Source organism: Virgibacillus sp. AGTR, assembly GCF_016919725.2.
In the GTDB taxonomy this organism is placed as follows: Bacteria; Bacillota; Bacilli; order Bacillales; family Amphibacillaceae; genus Virgibacillus; species Virgibacillus salarius.
In genome coordinates this window covers 1-19,630 of record NZ_JAJERH010000010.1, presented here as the reverse complement: position 1 = coordinate 19,630, position 19,630 = coordinate 1, and the positions used below count along the sequence as shown (strand labels likewise).

General features: G+C 36.0%; 18 protein-coding genes and 1 other annotated feature. All 18 genes read left to right on the top strand.

The genetic code is table 11. The features are described 5' to 3' along the window. Position 1 precedes the first annotated feature (1 nt). Complete coding sequence (locus JUJ52_RS06420; RefSeq protein WP_255637542.1) at positions 2–1,363, top strand: UDP-N-acetylmuramoyl-tripeptide--D-alanyl-D-alanine ligase; 1,362 nt, start codon at positions 2–4, stop codon at positions 1,361–1,363. 30 nt (positions 1,364–1,393) lie between these two features. Continuing rightward, positions 1,394–2,380 (top strand): phospho-N-acetylmuramoyl-pentapeptide-transferase, encoded by a 987-nt coding sequence (gene mraY, locus JUJ52_RS06415; protein ID WP_026680804.1) that lies wholly within the window; start codon positions 1,394–1,396, stop codon positions 2,378–2,380. Continuing rightward, the gene (gene murD / locus JUJ52_RS06410) at positions 2,377–3,726 is read left to right on the top strand and encodes a UDP-N-acetylmuramoyl-L-alanine--D-glutamate ligase (RefSeq protein WP_121605052.1); all 1,350 of its coding nucleotides are present in this window, start codon (positions 2,377–2,379) and stop codon (positions 3,724–3,726) included. Before mraY ends, murD begins: the two co-directional genes overlap by 4 nt. A 126-nt stretch (positions 3,727–3,852) precedes the next feature. Further along, positions 3,853–4,965 carry a stage V sporulation protein E gene (gene spoVE / locus JUJ52_RS06405; RefSeq protein ID WP_026680806.1) on the top strand — a complete coding sequence of 371 codons (1,113 nt, stop codon included), beginning with the start codon at positions 3,853–3,855 and terminating at the stop codon, positions 4,963–4,965. A 178-nt stretch (positions 4,966–5,143) separates the two neighbouring features. Beyond that, positions 5,144–5,983: a cell division protein FtsQ/DivIB gene (locus JUJ52_RS06400; RefSeq protein WP_121605053.1), complete on the top strand. Its 840-nt coding sequence runs from the start codon at positions 5,144–5,146 to the stop codon at positions 5,981–5,983. A gap of 301 nt (positions 5,984–6,284) precedes the next feature. Beyond that, a complete protein-coding gene (ftsA, locus tag JUJ52_RS06395; RefSeq protein WP_121605054.1) occupies positions 6,285–7,565 on the top strand; it encodes a cell division protein FtsA in 1,281 nt (426 codons plus the stop codon). A 115-nt stretch (positions 7,566–7,680) separates the two neighbouring features. After that, complete coding sequence (gene ftsZ, locus JUJ52_RS06390) at positions 7,681–8,835, top strand: cell division protein FtsZ (protein ID WP_026680808.1); 1,155 nt, start codon at positions 7,681–7,683, stop codon at positions 8,833–8,835. A 644-nt stretch (positions 8,836–9,479) separates the two neighbouring features. Next, positions 9,480–10,400: a sigma-E processing peptidase SpoIIGA gene (gene spoIIGA, locus JUJ52_RS06385; RefSeq protein ID WP_026680809.1), complete on the top strand. Its 921-nt coding sequence runs from the start codon at positions 9,480–9,482 to the stop codon at positions 10,398–10,400. A gap of 13 nt (positions 10,401–10,413) precedes the next feature. Next, positions 10,414–11,133: an RNA polymerase sporulation sigma factor SigE gene (gene sigE, locus JUJ52_RS06380; RefSeq protein WP_026680810.1), complete on the top strand. Its 720-nt coding sequence runs from the start codon at positions 10,414–10,416 to the stop codon at positions 11,131–11,133. Between the two features lie 124 nt (positions 11,134–11,257). Continuing rightward, complete coding sequence (sigG, locus tag JUJ52_RS06375) at positions 11,258–12,043, top strand: RNA polymerase sporulation sigma factor SigG (protein WP_026680811.1); 786 nt, start codon at positions 11,258–11,260, stop codon at positions 12,041–12,043. A gap of 483 nt (positions 12,044–12,526) precedes the next feature. After that, entirely contained in the window at positions 12,527–12,805 is a 279-nt protein-coding gene (locus JUJ52_RS06370; RefSeq protein WP_026680812.1) for a YlmC/YmxH family sporulation protein, read from the top strand. A gap of 57 nt (positions 12,806–12,862) precedes the next feature. Beyond that, on the top strand, positions 12,863–13,672 hold the full coding sequence (gene pgeF / locus JUJ52_RS06365; RefSeq protein WP_121605055.1) for a peptidoglycan editing factor PgeF: 810 nt from the start codon (positions 12,863–12,865) through the stop codon (positions 13,670–13,672). A gap of 27 nt (positions 13,673–13,699) precedes the next feature. After that, on the top strand, positions 13,700–14,368 hold the full coding sequence (locus JUJ52_RS06360) for a YggS family pyridoxal phosphate-dependent enzyme (RefSeq protein ID WP_026680814.1): 669 nt from the start codon (positions 13,700–13,702) through the stop codon (positions 14,366–14,368). 9 nt (positions 14,369–14,377) lie between these two features. After that, positions 14,378–14,809, top strand: a complete 432-nt coding sequence (locus JUJ52_RS06355) for a cell division protein SepF (RefSeq protein WP_026680815.1) — start codon at positions 14,378–14,380, stop codon at positions 14,807–14,809. 7 nt (positions 14,810–14,816) lie between these two features. Then, a complete protein-coding gene (locus JUJ52_RS06350; RefSeq protein WP_026680816.1) occupies positions 14,817–15,083 on the top strand; it encodes a YggT family protein in 267 nt (88 codons plus the stop codon). Positions 15,084–15,094: 11 nt separating this feature from the next. Then, positions 15,095–15,871: a YlmH family RNA-binding protein gene (locus tag JUJ52_RS06345; protein ID WP_121605056.1), complete on the top strand. Its 777-nt coding sequence runs from the start codon at positions 15,095–15,097 to the stop codon at positions 15,869–15,871. A 99-nt stretch (positions 15,872–15,970) separates the two neighbouring features. Next, the gene (locus JUJ52_RS06340; RefSeq protein WP_026680818.1) at positions 15,971–16,474 is read left to right on the top strand and encodes a DivIVA domain-containing protein; all 504 of its coding nucleotides are present in this window, start codon (positions 15,971–15,973) and stop codon (positions 16,472–16,474) included. Between the two features lie 67 nt (positions 16,475–16,541). Beyond that, positions 16,542–16,760 (top strand) — a binding site (T-box leader). A 40-nt stretch (positions 16,761–16,800) separates the two neighbouring features. Continuing rightward, positions 16,801–19,551 (top strand): isoleucine--tRNA ligase, encoded by a 2,751-nt coding sequence (gene ileS / locus JUJ52_RS06335; RefSeq protein WP_205388505.1) that lies wholly within the window; start codon positions 16,801–16,803, stop codon positions 19,549–19,551. Positions 19,552–19,630: the final 79 nt, after the last annotated feature.

The window sequence follows — 19,630 nt, the reverse complement described above, 5'->3', positions numbered from 1 at the left end:
TATGTTTAGTTTAAATTGGCTTTCGGGATTTTTTCCAGACTTTACGGGGGATATCCACGGAAAATCAATAGAACATGTTCATACAGACAGTAGGCAGCAAAAGCCAAATTCCTTGTTTATTCCGATTATTGGGGAGAACTTTGATGGTCATGCTTATGTGGAACAGGCAATTCATAATGGAGCAATTGCTGTATTTTGGGATCAGGCGAAGGCTCTACCACAGCAGGTTCCCGATGACCTTCCGATTTTCTTTGTTGACAATACGATTACTGCCTTACAGGAAATGGCTTTTCATTATCGGAAAAAGATTGATCCAATCGTAGTAGGTATTACAGGTTCAAATGGTAAGACTTCTACGAAAGATATCGTGGCAGCTATGCTGAAAGCTGTATATCGAACACATTATACAGATGGAAATTATAATAACCATATCGGATTACCATTAACTATTTTATCTATGCCGATTGATACGGAAGCATTGGTTTTAGAAATGGGAATGAGCAACTTTGGAGAAATTGAACAATTATCCGAAATTGCAAGGCCAGATTATGCCATAATTACCAATATTGGCGAATCACATATTGAATATTTAGGTTCACGCGAAGGTATTGCCAAAGCTAAACTTGAGATCACTTCCGGACTAAAGTCAGATGGTTATTTAATTATCGATGGTGATGAGGAATTGCTTTATCATATGCATAAAAAAGCTAATGTTCGTACATGTGGATTTAATCATACGAACGATAAACGAATCATATCGGTCGAGTTAAAACATGCACAGACACTTTTTCAGCTAGGTAAAGATGAGGAATATAGCATACCTTTTTTAGGAGAGCATCATGCTAAAAATGCAACATTTGCAATAGCACTTGGAGAATTGTTAAATATTAGCGGCGCATTAATACAGCAATCATTTTTGCAAATGGAAAAGACAGGAATGCGATTTGAATGGCTAACAGGTAATAATGGTGTAGCCATTATTAATGATGCCTATAATGCTTCTGCGACATCGATGAAGGCTGCAATAAAAGTTGTAAAACAATTACATGATTTTAAGGATAAAGTACTAGTACTAGGTGATATACTAGAATTAGGAAATCATTCAGAAATGTTACATCGGTCTGTAGCTGAAGTTATATCAGAACCTGTGACAGAAGTTTTCACATTTGGCGAGGATGCTAAATACATTACTAAAGCAATGAAAGAAAAACATTCTCTAATTCCCTCAACGCATTTTAAGGATAAACAAGCGCTCATTGAGGCACTTCAACCTTATTTGAATAAAGACACTGTAATTTTGTTTAAAGCATCTAGAGGATTGAAATTTGAATTAATGATAAAAGAAGTTAGTTATTTACAATAGATGGACGGTTTCTAACAAGGAGGAGAAACAATGAATATATTCGTATTAGTCATAACGATTGCTATAGCATTTTTAATCACCGTCCTTATGTCTCCTATTATTATTCCATTTTTAAGACGATTAAAGTTTGGACAAAGCATAAGAGAAGAAGGGCCAAAATCACATAAAAAGAAAACAGGTACGCCTACAATGGGTGGATTAATGATTGTTCTAAGTGTTATAATCACATCAATAATTATGGCCTTGAAAACAAATTCAGATGGCATTGGCTATGAACTTTGGTTACTCATTTTTGTGTTAGTAGGGTACGGATTATTAGGATTCTTAGATGATTTTATTAAAGTCGCAATGAAGAGGAACCTTGGTTTGACTTCAAAACAAAAGATGTTTGGTCAGCTGATTATTGCACTTGTTGTATATTTTATATTGAGAGATCAAGGCTTTCCGACCTACATTTCAATTCCAGGTACATCTATTCAATGGGAATTGGGCTGGGGTTATGCACTTTTAATTATTTTTATGCTTGTTGGTGCTTCTAACGCCGTTAATCTTACAGATGGCTTGGATGGATTACTTGCAGGTACCGCTGCTATTGCATTTGGTGCATTCGGAATTCTAGCTTGGTATGGAATTCCACAAAATGAAGTCACTATTTTTTCATTAGCTGTAGTTGGTGCACTGCTTGGTTTCCTTGTATTTAATGCACATCCTGCTAAGGTATTTATGGGTGACACAGGCTCATTAGCGTTAGGTGGAGCCATCGCTGCTATTGCCATTTTAACTAAATTAGAGATTATTTTAGTTATTATCGGTGGAGTTTTTGTTATTGAAACGTTATCTGTCATTATTCAGGTTATATCTTTTAAAACAACTGGAAAAAGGGTGTTTAAAATGAGCCCACTACATCATCATTATGAATTATTAGGTTGGTCTGAATGGCGTGTCGTAACAACCTTCTGGTTAGTAGGCTTAATTTTTGCAGCTTTAGGTATATACATTGAGGTGGGCATAAATTGAGAAAGCTAAATGATTTTCCCTATTCACATGTACTTGTATTAGGTTTAGCTAAGAGTGGTACAGCTGCTGCTGAGGTATTAATGAAAGATGGGAAAAAGGTACGTATAAACGATAAAAAAGCAACTGCTTCAGATGAAGAGGTAATTCGATTAAGGGAGATGGGTGCAGAGATAATTGTTGGTTCCCATCCTCTTTCTGTGTTAAATGATATCGACATAATCGTAAAAAACCCAGGAATTTCCTATGAGAATCCAATTGTTGCCGAGGCTATAAAAAAAGAAATTCCAATTATTACTGAAATAGAAATAGCTGCGCAGTTAACAGATGCAACAATCATTGGTATCACAGGTTCAAATGGTAAAACAACGACAACCACGATGACTGCTCAAATGCTTACACAGAGTGACCAACCTGTTAAGATAGCTGGAAATATTGGAATAGTTGCAACTGAAGTAGCACAAACAATAGATAATAACGAGAATTTAGTTTTAGAACTATCTTCTTTTCAGTTAATGGGGATAGATAAATTCAAGCCTAGGATTGCAGTTTTATTAAATATTTTCGAGGCGCATTTAGATTATCATAAAACACTTGATAATTATAAACAGGCAAAATTTAATATCTTTAAGAATCAAACGGAAGAAGATTTTCTCGTCTATAATGCCAACGATCGTAGCTTGATTGATGCAGTAGAAAACAGCAAAGCTCATAAAGTTCCTTTTTCTGTTAAGGAGCGTTTAGAAGATGGTGCTTGGATGGATGAAACATCGATTTATTTTAGAGATGAAAAGATTATGGATCGATCAAATATCGCCTTAATGGGAGAGCATAATTATGAGAACATACTTGCCTCAATAGCTGCTGCTAAGCTTAGCGGTGCTACGAATCACGGGATTCAAACTGCCCTATCTGCTTTTACAGGGGTAAAGCACCGTTTACAATTTGTCGGAAAACATCTTGGTAGGATGTTTTATAATGATTCAAAGGCAACGAATATTCTGGCAACACAAAAGGCGTTATCAGCTTTTGAAAAACCGGTAATCTTGTTGGCTGGTGGGTTAGATCGAGGGAATGAATTTAGTGAACTAATCCCTTACTTAGAACATGTTAAAGCGATGGTGTTATTTGGAGAAACTGCAGAAAAATTGAAGGCAGTTGGCGAACATGCAGGCGTTCCCCAGATAAAATTAACAGATAATGTGGAAACAGCGGTACAAACTGCTTTTGATTTTTCAGAAGAAGGTGACACCATTCTGCTTTCTCCAGCTTGTGCAAGTTGGGACCAATATGCGACGTTTGAAGAAAGAGGAGACATGTTTATACAAGCCGTGCATACGATAGTATAGGGGCTTGTTTAAAGAACTTGTTCAAGAAGTATGTCTCACCTTCTTTTTGAACCGAGTAGAAAAAACATCGTGAAGTAAATAGCTTTAAACAACACCCCGATTTCAATCTAAAGAGGGGTGTTATTTTTGTTCCAGAATAAAGCGAGATCACATACTTCACCCGATTATATCTTATTGGGCGTTATCATAAGTTTGTTACTTATTGGAGTCATTATGGTCTACAGCTCCTCCTATGTTTGGGCAGAATATAAATTTGGTGATGCGTGGTATTATGTAAAAAGACAAGTATTATTTGCTGGCGTCGGCGTAGCAGCAATGCTTTTTGTGATGAAAATTCCCTATAGTACGTGGAAAAAATACGCGAGAGTGATTTTGTTAGCTTGCTTCATACTTTTATTTTTAGTATTAATACCAGGAATTGGAATGGTACGTGGAGGAGCACAAAGCTGGATTGGAATAGGGGCATTCAGTATTCAACCATCGGAATTTATGAAGTTAGGTTTAATTATTTTTCTATCTGCATTTTTAGCAACGAAGCAGAAGTATATTACCTCATTGAAGCAAGGTTTTCTTCCATCCATTATGCTGATATTTACTGCGTTTGGCTTAATTATGCTTCAACCAGATTTAGGTACTGGTATGGTATTAGTATTAACGTGTATGATTTTAGTATTTGCTGCTGGTGCTAGACTTTCACATTTTTTTGGACTAGCTCTACTTGGGCTGATAGGCTTTGTAGGTCTGATTGCATCTGCACCGTATCGTATTAGTAGAATTACTGCATTCTTAAATCCGTGGGAAGACCCACTTGGCGATGGATTCCAAATTATACAATCACTATATGCAATTGGTCCAGGAGGTTTAATGGGGTTAGGATTTGGGAATAGTCTACAGAAGTATTTTTATTTACCTGAACCACAAACTGATTTTATCTTTGCTATTTTAGGAGAAGAGCTTGGCTTTATTGGAGGTACTATCGTTTTATTGCTGTTTCTACTCTTACTATGGCGTGGGATAAAAGTATCCCTGGAGGCACCTGATCTATTCTCTCGTTTCTTAGCACTTGGGATAGTTTCCATGCTTGCGATTCAAGCAATGATAAATATTAGTGTCGTTATTGGTTTAATTCCTGTAACTGGAATTACCTTGCCTTTTTTAAGCTATGGAGGATCATCATTAACATTAATACTATGTTCTGTAGGTATTTTGCTAAATATTAGTAGATATACGAAAATCTAAAATTACTTACTATAAAACCATAGTTTGCAGAGATATTGCAAAGAGCTTAAAAACTTTATTTTCCATCTATGTACACTACAACTTTAAAGGGATAATGTGATATACTTTAAATTAACATAAGGAAATGGTATTTATTTGCCATTTCTATTGTTAATTTATGATAAAGGAAGAAATGGAGATGGCAAAAAAGAAAGTTGTTTCAATAGAAGATAGGATACCGAAATTGAAGCAGGCTAGGAAAAAAAAGGCAAATCGACGGTTAATATTTTATCTTTCTATTTTTTTCTTATTAATTTCTATTATCGTCTATCTGCAATCTTCATTAAGTCATATCCGATATATCGAGGTAGAAGGAAATACCTTTTTATCGGATAAAGAAGTAATAAGCATAAGTAATTTAGCGGAAGATATGAATATATGGACAATTGATAAATCAGCGAGTGTGAAAGCAGTAGAGAATAATCCGATTATTTCATCCGCAAGTGTAGATAGAAAATTACCGTGGACAATCACTATTCAAGTGGAAGAATATGAGCGTGTTGGTTATGTACAAAAGGAAACAAAATATTATCCAATTCTAGGGAACGGTACTGTGCTCAATAGTTTGGAACAGCATACCTTTACTGGAGATGCTCCATTAATATCCAATTTTACCGAAAAAGAATATATACATAGGATGACAGCAGAACTAGAAAAACTTCCCAAAAGTATATTGAAGTTAATTTCTGAGATTCATTGGGCTCCAACGGATGATAATAAAAACAAAATTCGCCTATATATGAATGATGGATTAACGGTTGATGCAACGATTCGGGATTTTGCAGCTAGAATGGAAGTATACCCATCTATTGTTGCTCAATTGGATGCAGACAGTGAAGGAATTGTTCATATTGGAGTAGGAGCCTATTTTGAGTCTTTTAATGAAAAAGAAGAGAGCCAGCAAGATGAAACCACTGAATCTGAAGAATCAGTAGAAGATACTATAAATCAGGAGGCAACATCTGAAAATCGTGAGTAAAAGAATTTAATTTCTTATGAAAGTCATAATTCCAGCTCTCTTTACGAAATAGTTTAATATAAGAGGTATGGTTTCTTTTTCCTAAATAATTAATGATCACATTGTATTAATTGTAAAATCTGCTTAATTTTTTTAAAAAAATTACCGAAAAATAAAAGGAATCCTATATTTTATGTGGAATAACCTATATATATTTTATTTTTAGGAAATGTTTTAAACTATTACATTATTAGGATAATTACAGAATTTGGTATAAGAAGTTTGCTTAGTTGTGCAGCTTCTGAACTGGGGGGTGCCTTACTTGAACAACAGTGAAGTATTAGTAAGTCTTGATATAGGTACATCAAAAATCAAAGTTATAATAGGTGAGGTTTTAAACGATTCATTAAACATCATTGGAGTTGGTTCTGCTAAATCAAATGGCATGAAGAAAGGTGCTATTATAGACATTGATCAGACAGTCCAGTCCATTAGAAATGCTGTTGAACAAGCAGAACGTATGGTAGGCATGCAAATTGATAGTGTTGTAGTCGGCGTGAATGGAAATCACATTCAATTACAACCTTGTCACGGAGTAGTAGCGGTTCAAAGTGAAAACCGTGAGATAAGTGATGATGATATTACGAGAGTGATTGATGGAGCCCAAGTTATGTCCATTCCTCCAGAACGTGAGATTATCGATGTCATACCTAAACAATTTATTGTTGACGGGTTAGACGAGATTAATGATCCACGAGGAATGATTGGCGTACGATTAGAAATGGAAGGTACGATTATCACTTGCTCTAAGACGGTTTTACATAACATCTTAAAATGTGTGGAGCGAGCAAATCTCCAGGTTGCTGATATTTGTCTTCAACCACTTGCAGCTGGTACGACCGCCTTATCAAAGGATGAAAAGAACATGGGTGTCGCATTGATTGATGTTGGTGGTGGTTGCTCAACTGTATCTATTTTTGAAGGTGATCATCTTGTCTCAACAAGTGTCGTTCAATTGGGCGGTGACAATATTACAAAGGATCTGTCGATTGGGTTACGAACGTCTACAGAGGAGGCTGAAGATGTTAAACTAAATTATGGACATGCCTTTTATGATCATGCTTTAGAGGAAGAAGTATTCGATGTTTCCATAATAGGAAGTAATACAAAGCAAACGTATAATCAATTGGAAATCTCAGATATGATAGAAGCTAGAATGGAAGAAATTTTTGCGTTTGCTGAAAGAGAAATTAGAAAGATGGGCTATCATAGATTACCTGGTGGATATGTACTGACTGGAGGTACGATGGCTATGCCGGGTGTTCTGGAGCTTGCGGAGGATATATATCAATCCAATATTCGTATAGCGATTCCAGATTATATAGGTGTCAGAGAACCACAGTTTACTGCGGGGGTTGGAATCTTGCAATTTGCCTACCGTAATGCGAAAATACAAGGAAAAGAATTGTTTCCATCTGTTATCGAACAGAAACAAGAAATACAACCAAAGCGAGTAAAAAAACAGTCAAAATCAAATGAAGCAAAAGAAAATAATAAAAAAGAATCTGGAATAGCTAATTTGTTTAAGTATTTTTTTGATTAGACAATTATTTCCATCGACTTAAAAAGCAGTATTTTTTACTGTATACTTTAAGGTGACCTCTAATTAATTAGCTTCTAGAAACGCTTGTAATTTTGCATATTAGGAGGAACGAGATATGTTGGAGTTTGATACAAACATGGAAGAATTAGCCACAATAAAAGTAATTGGAGTTGGCGGTGGCGGTAATAATGCTGTTAACCGTATGATCGAACACGGCGTTGAAGGTGTAGAGTTTATCGCTGTAAATACAGATGCTCAAGCTTTAAATCTATCAAAAGCAGAATTGAAAATACAAATTGGTGGAAAATTAACTAGAGGATTAGGTGCTGGAGCTAATCCTGAAGTAGGCAAAAAAGCCGCAGAAGAAAGTAAAGAACAGCTTGAGGAAGTACTGCAAGGAGCAGATATGATATTTGTAACTGCTGGAATGGGTGGAGGTACTGGTACTGGTGCTGCTCCAGTTATTGCACAGATCGCAAAAGATCTTGGTGCCCTTACAGTAGGAGTAGTAACGCGTCCATTCTCTTTTGAAGGCCGAAGAAGATCCACGCAAGCAATTTCTGGAATTGAGTCATTAAAAGGTAGTGTGGACACATTAATTGTTATACCAAATGATCGTCTTCTAGAGATAGTAGATAAAAATACACCAATGTTAGAAGCTTTCCGCGAAGCTGATAATGTATTGCGTCAGGGTGTACAAGGCATTTCAGATTTAATTGCAAAACCAGGGCTAATCAATGTTGACTTTGCCGATGTTAAAACCATTATGTTTGATAAGGGCTCTGCCCTAATGGGGATTGGTGTAGCTACTGGTGAAACAAGGGCTACTGAGGCTGCTAAAAAAGCAATCTCTTCACCACTATTAGAAACCTCAATAGATGGCGCACACGGCATCTTGATGAATATAACTGGGGGTACTAACTTAAGTCTGTATGAAGTTCAAGAAGCTGCTGATTTAGTTACTTCTGCTGCCGATAATGAAGTCAATGTAATCTTTGGATCGGTTATTAATGAAAACTTAAAAGATGAAATTGTTGTCACGGTTATAGCGACAGGCTTTGATGAATCTACTAAGAAAATGGAGCAGCAACCAAAACAGCATCGACCGGTAATTAATCATCATCAGCATGCTGCTACTAGAGTAAATGAAGAACCACCTAGTAGAGAAAGAGAGAGTGAACCTGTTCAACAGCAAAGACCAAGACAAGAGGAAGATGGTTTAGATATTCCAACTTTCTTAAGAAATCGAAACCGTAATCGAAATCGTTAATGATAAAAAGAAGGCAATGCTACTATTACGTGCATTGGCCTTTTTTATTGTCAAAGAAATTATAAAATTAGTCCATGTGGATACATAGGAGCGTGTTGAGCCGCGTCGAGCGTAAACGCCCTACGATAAGTCATCATCAGTTCGCAAGTTCACCGTTATTCCTTTATCTCTGTTGATTCGCTCTAGTCGCTACGTTTCTAATCGAGCGATTGCGCTTTTATTCTTTGTCAATTTGTTCATTATAAGGAAAAGAACCATCCTATGAATGAATTTAGAACATGAGTAACAATTGGACTGGTCACTGGTACTTTATTACTATAAATTCTGTTTTCCAGTTCCTCTCTCGATTTTCTTCACTATTACACCCACCACACAAAAATTGGCCAAATTATCAAGTTTAAGCATTATGTATATCCTCTTTTCTTTTAAATTGGATCAACCAATTTCATGCATAGGTCATTTAAGTCCAATTTTTAACTTGGCTATAATTACCGACAAACATTCCAACAACTCGTTAAAATTAGTCATACGAACCATACAGGAAATGACAGACTTTTCCTTTTCTCTTCGATATACTTTAATCATTATGAAGTTAATAATTTAAAATCTTTCATATGACAGAATACGTGAAAGGAAGGAAAGGTGTGACTATTTATCTGGATGCTGTTTGGGCATTAAATTTTTTATTAGATATCATGCTTTTAATGCTCACACAAGCTTTAGCAAGAGATAGTACACGGATTATCCGCATAGTAATTGGGGGATTTGTTGCATCTTTACTCGTTCCTATCTCTCTCTATTTTCCTGATACTTTTTTTACCAGTGTAATAGGAAAACTCTTGTTCTCGTGCTTCATTATCTTAACTACATTTGGTTATCATAATTTTTACCGTTGGATAAAATTATTGCTGCTATTTTATTTTATTACCTTCTCTATTGGAGGTGGATTAATAGGTATTCACTATTTATTTCAGCGTCCATTTGGTTTAGACAGCAATGGATTTCTGACCTTTAACAGCGGCTTTGGAGATCCAGTAAGCTGGCTATTTGTTGTAATCGGGTTTCCATTGGTTTGGGTATTTACAAAATCCCGTATGGACAAGCATGCTGCAGAAAAAATACGCTATGATCAATTGTGCCCAGTAACTATACAAATTAAGGGAAAGAGCTATTCTACTACAGGGTACATTGATAGTGGTAATCAATTAATCGATCCGCTTACAAAAAAACCGGTAATCTTATGCGACGAACCTTTCTTGAAGAATTGGTTTACGGAAGAAGAATGGAAACGAGTTCGTAAGTGCAGTGAATCACTAGATTTGGATAGTTTGCCAACGGAGTGGGAGAAATATTTGCAGTTAGTACCTTATCAAGGTGTTCAAGGTAATAGTACATTTCTCTTTACGATTCGACCAGATACATTAGTTATCTATTATGGTGAACAAAAGATTGTAACGAGTAAAGTATTGGTAGGGCTTCAGTTTTCCAATCTAACAAAAGATGAAAGCTATCATTGTTTATTACATCCACAAATTATAAAATTAGCGACAATTCATTCTGCATAAAGGAGAGATTGCTTTGAGATCAACAAAATTACGCCTTCGTTTATGGTGGTACAAAATTTTAATTAAATTAGGACTCAAATCAGATGAAATATATTATATTGGTGGGAGTGAAGCTTTACCACCACCACTTTCTAAGCAAGAAGAACAGGAATTATTAGTCTTACTTCCAAAGGGAGATAAATCCGCCAGAGCCATTTTAATCGAACGAAATTTACGATTGGTTGTTTATATTGCTCGTAAATTTGAAAACACAGGAATAAATATTGAAGATTTAATTAGTATTGGAACAATCGGACTTATTAAAGCGGTGAATACCTTTAATCCTGAGAAAAAAATTAAACTTGCCACATATGCATCTCGTTGTATAGAAAATGAAATTTTAATGTATTTAAGAAGAAATAATAAGCTTAAATCAGAGGTATCCTTTGATGAACCGCTAAATATCGATTGGGATGGAAATGAGTTACTACTCTCTGATGTTTTAGGAACAGATGAAGATATAATTACAAGAAATCTAGAGTCCAGCGTTGATAAAAGCTTATTGAAGAATGCTCTGTCACAGTTAAATGCCCGTGAAAAACAAATCATGGAGCTGAGATTTGGTTTAATTGGAGAAGAAGAAAAAACACAAAAGGATGTAGCGGATATGTTAGGTATTTCTCAGTCATATATTTCCCGATTAGAGAAAAAAATTATTCGCCGATTAAAAAAAGAATTTAATAAAATGGTCTAGCCTTGTCGCTGTAAGTAAAGAAGGTTTTTATGAGTATTTCTTCATGCTAGTGTCTGCATAAAAATCTTCTCAGTCGGAGATACTGTCCATGAACAGCATCACCAACTGGGAGGGTTGAACGCAGATGACAAGACATAAGGTTGAAATATGTGGTGTTGATACATCGAAGCTACCTGTACTAAAGAATGAAGAAATGCGAGAATTATTTAAGAGAATGCAACAAGGAGATGGAGACTTATCTGCACGGGAGGAGCTGGTTAACGGAAATCTGCGACTTGTCTTAAGTGTTATTCAACGATTTAATAATCGTGGAGAATACGTTGATGACTTGTTTCAGGTTGGCTGCATCGGATTAATGAAATCCATAGATAATTTTGATTTATCCCATAATGTGAGGTTTTCTACCTATGCTGTTCCTATGATCATTGGGGAAATCAGAAGATACTTGCGAGATAATAATCCAATTAGAGTTTCTAGATCATTACGCGATATTGCTTATAAAGCACTACAAGTAAGAGAAAAATTAATCAACAAAACATCAAAGGAACCAACCCCAATGGAAATTGCAGAAGAAATGGGTATTCCCCATTCAGATATTGTTTTTGCATTGGATGCTATACAGGATCCGGTTTCCTTATTCGAACCAATTTACAATGATGGCGGTGATCCGATCTATGTAATGGATCAAATAAGTGATGATAAGGATAAGGATTCTACCTGGCTTGATAAATTATCTTTAAAAGAGGGGATGCATCAATTAAACGATCGTGAAAAAATGATACTAAACAAACGATTCTTCCAAGGAAAAACACAGATGGAAGTTGCAGATGAAATTGGAATTTCCCAGGCGCAGGTTTCTCGTTTGGAAAAAGCAGCGATTAAACAAATGAATAAACAGATGTTTGAATAAATGAAAGGCTATTAAGATAGTCAAGGGAAGATTACGGATCTGTTCCCTCAGAGTGTAGAAACGCTATAGGTGTTTCTACACTTTCAGCTTGTAGAGAATGTCTACAAGCTTTTTTATTCTGGTAATTTAAGGAAATTATAAGTGTTAGCCAATCTGGATAAATATGGGCGTGTTGAGCCGCTTCCAGCTTCAGTGCCCAGGGAACGATGCGACTTCATGAATCACCCTAATCTAAGTCATCATCGGCTCACAAGCTCACAGTGATTCCTTTATCTCCGTTGACTCGCTCTAGTCGCTACGAACCTGTTTGAAGTAAACAACGAATCTCCTGCAAATTTTGACGAGTTCGTGTCATAAGTATCTATAACTTCCAACGCAAGCATTCTTGTATAACTAATCGCAAAGATATCTTGTAAATTTATTGTTCCATGAAAGATCACAAAAGTTATGCATATATATAGAGTAAGGGTGAGGTGAATAAAAGTGATAAAATTATCTGAACTACAAATTAAAGAAGTAATCATTATTGACAATGGTCGAAAACTGGGACATATCAATGACTTAGAAATTGATACAACAAATGGTAGAATTCTTGCAATTGTAATCATTCCGAGGGATAAGAAAAGTGGATTATTTGGTAAGGCAGAAGAACTTGTTATCCATTGGAATCAAATTGTTCGAATTGGATCGGATGTTATCCTCGTAAAAGATGTCGAAAAGCCGAAATTATATAATGAACCATTTATTCAGGAAAGAAAATAAAAAACAGCAGATTTTGTGGTAAAATGAAACAAGCAGTGAACGTGGGAGGTAGTTAGATTGTCAGAGCCCTTTATCAAGCACAATGATTCCATATTACATATCGAAAAATGGCAAAAACGAAATGAAAAATTAAAAGTTGGATTTACCACAAAACATGGTGGAGTAAGTAGGCAACCATACGCATCCTTAAATGGTGGGTTACATGTTAATGATAGTACAGAAAATGTAATAAAAAATAGAGAAATAATTGCTAATCATGTAAGGATTCCATTAAATAATTGGGTTAGTGGAGAGCAAATCCATCAAACACGCATACATGCTGTCACTGAAAATGACAAAGGTAAAGGTGCAACCGAATATGATACGGCAATTAAAGATACAGACGGATTAATTACAAATACGTCAGGGATTTTATGTACTGGATTTTTTGCAGATTGTGTTCCATTATTTTTCTTCGACCCAATTACTTCTTATATTGGTATTGCACACGCAGGGTGGAAAGGTACTGTTAGTGGGATAGCTGATGATATGGTCAATACCCTAGCCAATCATGGGGTAAATGTGAGCGACTTGTTAGTGGCTATCGGCCCTTGCATAACAAAGCAGTTTTACGAAGTAGAGCAAAAGGTTATCGATAGGATTCCATTATCACATAGACAAAGTTCAGTTCTACCAACTGGTATAAATCGATATTTACTTGATTTAAAACAATTAAATATAGATATTCTTTTACAAGCTGGGGTATTACGTAATAATATAGATGTAACAAATTATTGCACGTTTCGAGAGAATGACTTATTTTTCTCACACCGCAGAGATCATGGGAGAACTGGTAGAATGTTAGGCTTTATTGGCTTTTCATCATGATTATACGAGGGAGGAGAATTGGAAATAATGGATGTAGCACAAAATTTAACAGCAATACAGCAAAAAATAAGACAAGCATGTTTGAAGCGTAATCGAAATCTGGAGGACATCACCATAATTGGTGTGACGAAATATGTTACAATAGAGCGAACAGAGGAAACGATACTAGCTGGCATCACGAATATCGGTGAAAATCGACTTGAGGGCTTCCAAGAGAAGTATAATCTTTTAAAAGACAAAGGGACCTGGCACTTTATTGGTACACTGCAATCTAGGAAAGTAAAAGAAATTATTAATCAAGTTGATTTTTTGCATTCGCTGGATAGATTATCGTTAGCGAAAGAAATAAATAAACGTGCAACTGATCCAGTGAACTGCTTTATTCAAGTAAATGTAAGCGGCGAAGAATCGAAACATGGTATTGATCCAGACCAAGTTATTCCATTTATAGAGGACTTAGCAAACTATCCTAACGTGTATGTAGTTGGTTTGATGACAATGGCTCCTCACATTGATGATAAAGAAAAACTACGAATGATTTTCCGTAGATTAGCTGATATAAGGTCAAACGTACAACGTGAAAATTATACGCATGCGCCTTGTCAGTATCTTTCTATGGGCATGAGTAATGATTATGAAATAGCAATTGAAGAGGGTGCAACACATATCCGAATTGGTACAAAATTAGTAGGGTGAGGTGACAAAATGAGCTTAAAGAACAAAATTAAAAACTATTTCACAATGGAAGATGAGTATGAATATGAATATGTTGATGTTGATGAACTAGAAAATGATCCTAGACCACAACCGAAAGATAAAAATCAAAATGTCGTTAATCTTACTAGTATGCAAAATCCAACTTCTAAAGTTGTACTATGTGAACCTAGGACATACAATGAAGCCCAGGAAATAGCCGACAATATCGTTAATCGCCGAGCAGTCGTTATTAATCTACAACGCGTGGACAATCATCAGGCGAAACGCATCGTCGACTTTTTAAGTGGAACAGTATATGCTGTAAATGGCGATATACAAAAGCTGGGTGCACAAACATTCCTCTGTACACCTGATAATGTCAATGTGTCTGGTACGATTACAGACGCTTTTATGGAAGATGAATATGAAAAAGGATGGTAGTAAATAAATGTTTGGACTTTATCGATTATTAGATACTGCTTTTGTTATATACAGTTATGCGTTAATTATATATATTTTTATGTCGTGGTTTCCAGGTGCAAGGGAATCTTCATTCGGACAAATATTAGCAAAAGTATGTGAACCGTATTTAGAGCAATTTCGTAAGTTTATTCCTCCGATCGGCATGATCGACCTATCACCAATCGTCGCCATTTTTGTCTTGTATTTAGCAAGAATGGGGTTATTACAATTCTTCCAGATGTTTGTTTTTTAAAGGGTTAAACAATGGAGATCTACCAGCATTTTAGGAAAGATGAGGAGCCCTTTATTGATCAGGTCATGTCATGGAAGGAACAAGTGGAGCGATCCTTTCAGCAACGGTTAACAGATTTTCTTGACCCTCGTGAACAGCAGATCATGGACATGCTTATTGGTTCCAAAGGCGATGAAGTAAAACTAGCCTATCATGGAGGAAATCCATATGTGGAGCGGAAACGGGTAGTAATTGCCCCCTTTTATGACACAATACAAGCTGATGATTTTCAATTAACATTATTACAAGCTAGTTATCAATCTAAATTTGTAAATGTGACACACAGCGACATAATGGGCGCATTTCTATCTTTAGGTATTAAACGAAAAAAGCTTGGAGATATTTACGTGGACAATGGCCTGATCCAAATCGTCGTTGCAGATGAAATAGCTTCATATGTGAAGACTAATTTATTATCCATCAAAACAACAAAAATAACGTTGGAAGAAATGCCGTTATCAGAATTTAAACGGAAACAAATGAACTGGGAGGAATCAGATTGCACCGTCTCCTCCTTACGACTTGATACACTTGTTAAAGAAATCTACCGGATTTCAAGAAAAGATGCGGTATCTTACATTAATAAGTCACATGTCAAGGTGAATTTTAAAGTCATCGAAGATGTAAAGTTTCTCTTACAGGAAGGTGATCTATTATCACTAAGAGGTAAGGGAAGGAGTAAAGTGGTACAAATTAGGGGGAAAACAAAAAAAGATAAAATTAAGGTAACTACTGCAATCTTGAAATAATTTTGTTAAATATGCAGGAATTAGCTACCTTTTGTCGAATAAAAGTGTAAGATGGGGATAGTACGTTTTGTGAAACAACTTTAATAGGAGGTGGCTGTTGTGCCATTATCACCATTGGATATTCATAATAAAGAATTCACTAGAAGTTTTCGCGGATATGATGAAGATGAGGTAAACGAATTTCTTGATCAGGTAATTAAAGATTATGAAATGGTTATACGTGAGAAAAAGGATTTAAAGGAGCAAGTAGATCACTTAAATGAGAAGCTTGGTCACTTTACGAATATCGAAGAAACCCTAAATAAATCAATTCTTATTGCGCAGGAAACTGCCGAAGAGCTAAAAGGCAATGCTACAAAAGAATCCAAATTAATAATTAAAGAGGCAGAAAAAAATGCTGACCGCATTATTAACGAAGCTCTAAGCAAGTCTCGTCGTATTTCAATGGATGTAGAAGAGTTAAAAAAACAGGCCAAAGTCTTTCGTACACGTTTAAAAATGTTGGTTGAAGCTCAGTTGGACATGATAGGTACTGATGATTGGGAACAGTTATTTGATGCGGAAATAGGTGAAGACCTAGAATTAGCAGAGAATGAATCATAAGCCTTGACGCTAGTCGCTATTTTACATATAATTCTTACACAGAGGTCTATGAATCATTAGTTGAATAAATTAAGCAAGGATAGAGCTAGTATAAAGGTGAGTTACTGAATAGCGAGTTGGGGTATGGTGGGAGCCCAACACAGTAATACTTTTAGAAAATCACTCTTGAGCTTTCATTATGAAATGAATTAGTAATGAACGGGATCATTCACGTTACGAATTTCGAGTGAATTTGACAGTTAGTCAAATTTATAAGGGTGGTACCGCGAGTCTTCTCGTCCCTTTTGGGATAGAGGGGATTTTTTAATTTAGAAGGAGGAGCATAAATGGACTATAAAGAAACATTATTAATGCCAAAAACTGCATTTCCGATGCGTGGAAACTTACCAAATAAAGAGCCTATTCGCCAGTCAGAATGGGAGGAAAAGGACCTATATAAAAAGAGCTTAGAAAGAACAAAGGGGAAACCATTATTTATTCTTCATGATGGCCCTCCATATGCAAACGGAGATTTGCATATTGGTCACGCATTAAATAAAATTTTAAAGGATTTTATTACTCGTTATAAATCGATGACAGGATATCATGTACCATATGTTCCAGGATGGGATACACATGGTTTACCAATTGAAACAGCACTGACAAAAAATAAGAAAGTGAAACGTAAAGAATTAAGTATTGCTGAATTTCGAAAACTTTGTGCTGAATACGCACTTGGACAAGTAGATAACCAGCGGGAGCAATTTAAAAAGCTAGGTGTACGTGCCGATTGGGACAATCCATATATTACGTTGACAAAGGATTATGAGGCCGCGCAAATAAAAGTATTTGGAGAAATGGCGAAGAAAGGCTATATATATAAAGGATTAAAGCCAGTGTATTGGTCTCCTTCTTCAGAATCCGCTTTGGCCGAAGCCGAAATTGAATACCATGATAAACGATCTCCTTCCATCTACGTTTCATTTGAAGTAACGGATGGTAGAGGCTTATTGGAATCTGACGTCAAATTTATTATCTGGACGACAACACCTTGGACGATCCCAGCTAATCTTGGAATAAGTATCCACCCTGAATTAGAATATGCTGTAGTTGCAGTAAATGATGATAAGTTTGTCATTGCTCACGCTCTTTTAGAAGCAGTGACAGAGGCGTTAGAATGGAACAATCCAGAAGTAATTCAAACCTTTAAAGGAGAAGAAGCGGATAAGGTTGTCGCTAAACACCCTTTCTATGATCGTGAATCATTAGTAATGCTTGGAGAACATGTAACAACAGAAGCTGGTACAGGTTGTGTTCATACAGCACCTGGACATGGTGAAGATGACTTTTACGTAGCTAGAAGTTACGGTATGGATGCACTTTGCCCAGTAGATGAAAAAGGTGTATTTACCGATGAAGCTCCTGGCTTTGAAGGTCTGTTTTATGATAAAGCAAATAAAGTAATTACAGAAAAATTAGACGAAGCCGGTGCATTGTTAAAGCTCGCATTTATAACGCATTCCTATCCACATGATTGGCGTACGAAGAAACCAACGATATTCCGTGCAACGTCACAGTGGTTTGCTTCGATTAAGGACTTTCGTCATACGATATTAGATGAAATCAAAGCTATCAATTGGTATCCACAATGGGGAGAAACAAGATTATATAATATGGTGCGAGATAGGGAAGATTGGTGTATTTCACGTCAGCGAACATGGGGTGTGCCAATCCCAGTATTTTATGCAGAGGATAAAACACCAATCATTACAGATGAAACAATTAGTCATGTGTCTGATTTATTTAAGGAGCATGGATCTAATATTTGGTTCGAGTGGAAAGCAAATGATTTACTACCTAAAGGCTTTACCTCGGAGCACAGCCCAAACAATATGTTTACCAAAGAAACGGATATTATGGATGTATGGTTTGATTCTGGATCTTCACATGAAGCGGTATTACTTGGCAGAGAAGATCATTATCGTCCAGCAGATATTTATTTAGAAGGTAGCGACCAATACCGAGGGTGGTTTAATTCATCCTTATCCACATCAGTAGCTGTTACTGGAAAAGCTCCTTATAAAACTGTTATTAGCCATGGGTTTGCACTTGATGGTGACGGTAGAAAGATGAGTAAATCGCTGGGCAATGTAATTCAACCTGGGAAAGTACAGAAGCAGCTAGGGTCGGATATTCTTCGTTTATGGGTATCTTCAGTAGATTATCAAGCTGATGTTCGTATTTCAAATGATATCTTAAAACAGGTTTCTGAAGCGTATCGTAAAATCCGTAACACATTCCGTTTTATGCTTGCTAATCTTGCTGATTTTGATCCGAAAACAGATCGAGTTGCTGATACAGAATTGGAAGATGTCGACAAATATATGCTCTATCGTCTTCAACGATTAATAAACGATGTGCGTGTAAGCTATGAAAGCTATGAGTTTTCACCAATATTCCATCAAATTCATAATTTCTGTGCAGTTGATTTGAGCTCCTTCTATTTGGATTTTGCTAAAGATATTTTATATATTGAAGCAAAGGATAATCATAGAAGACGTAGTATTCAAACAGGCTATTATGAAATTCTAACGTCTCTAGTTAAACTATTAACACCGATTATTCCGCATACAGCTGAAGAAGTGTGGGAGTATATTCCAGGAGTAGAAAGTGATAGTGTTCAATTAACAGACATTCCTGAGTCGAGAGAAATAACAAAATTTGCTGTAGAAAAATGGGATCACTTCATGCGTGTTCGTGATGATGTGTTAAAGGCATTAGAAGAAGCTAGAAATGAGAAAATAATTGGTAAGTCACTTGAAGCAAAAATAAAGTTAGTACCGAAAGATGAGCAAACGAAAGATGTATTACAGTCTATTGAGCAGCTACATCAATATTTAATTGTTTCAGAGGCTGAGGTAAGTGATGATACGTCAGAAACTAAGCCTTATTCGTATGTTCATGTTGCAGTTGATAAACACGCTGGAGAAAAATGTGAACGATGCTGGATTTCTGCTACAACAGTAGGTGAAGATAGTGAACACCCTGCTTTATGTTCACGTTGTGCTGAGGTCGTAAAGAGACATTATTCCGCATAAATTTAATCTAGTCATTAAAAAGAATCTGGACAAAAGTAAATAAGAAACACAAAAACGAGCTATAATTCATTAATGAATT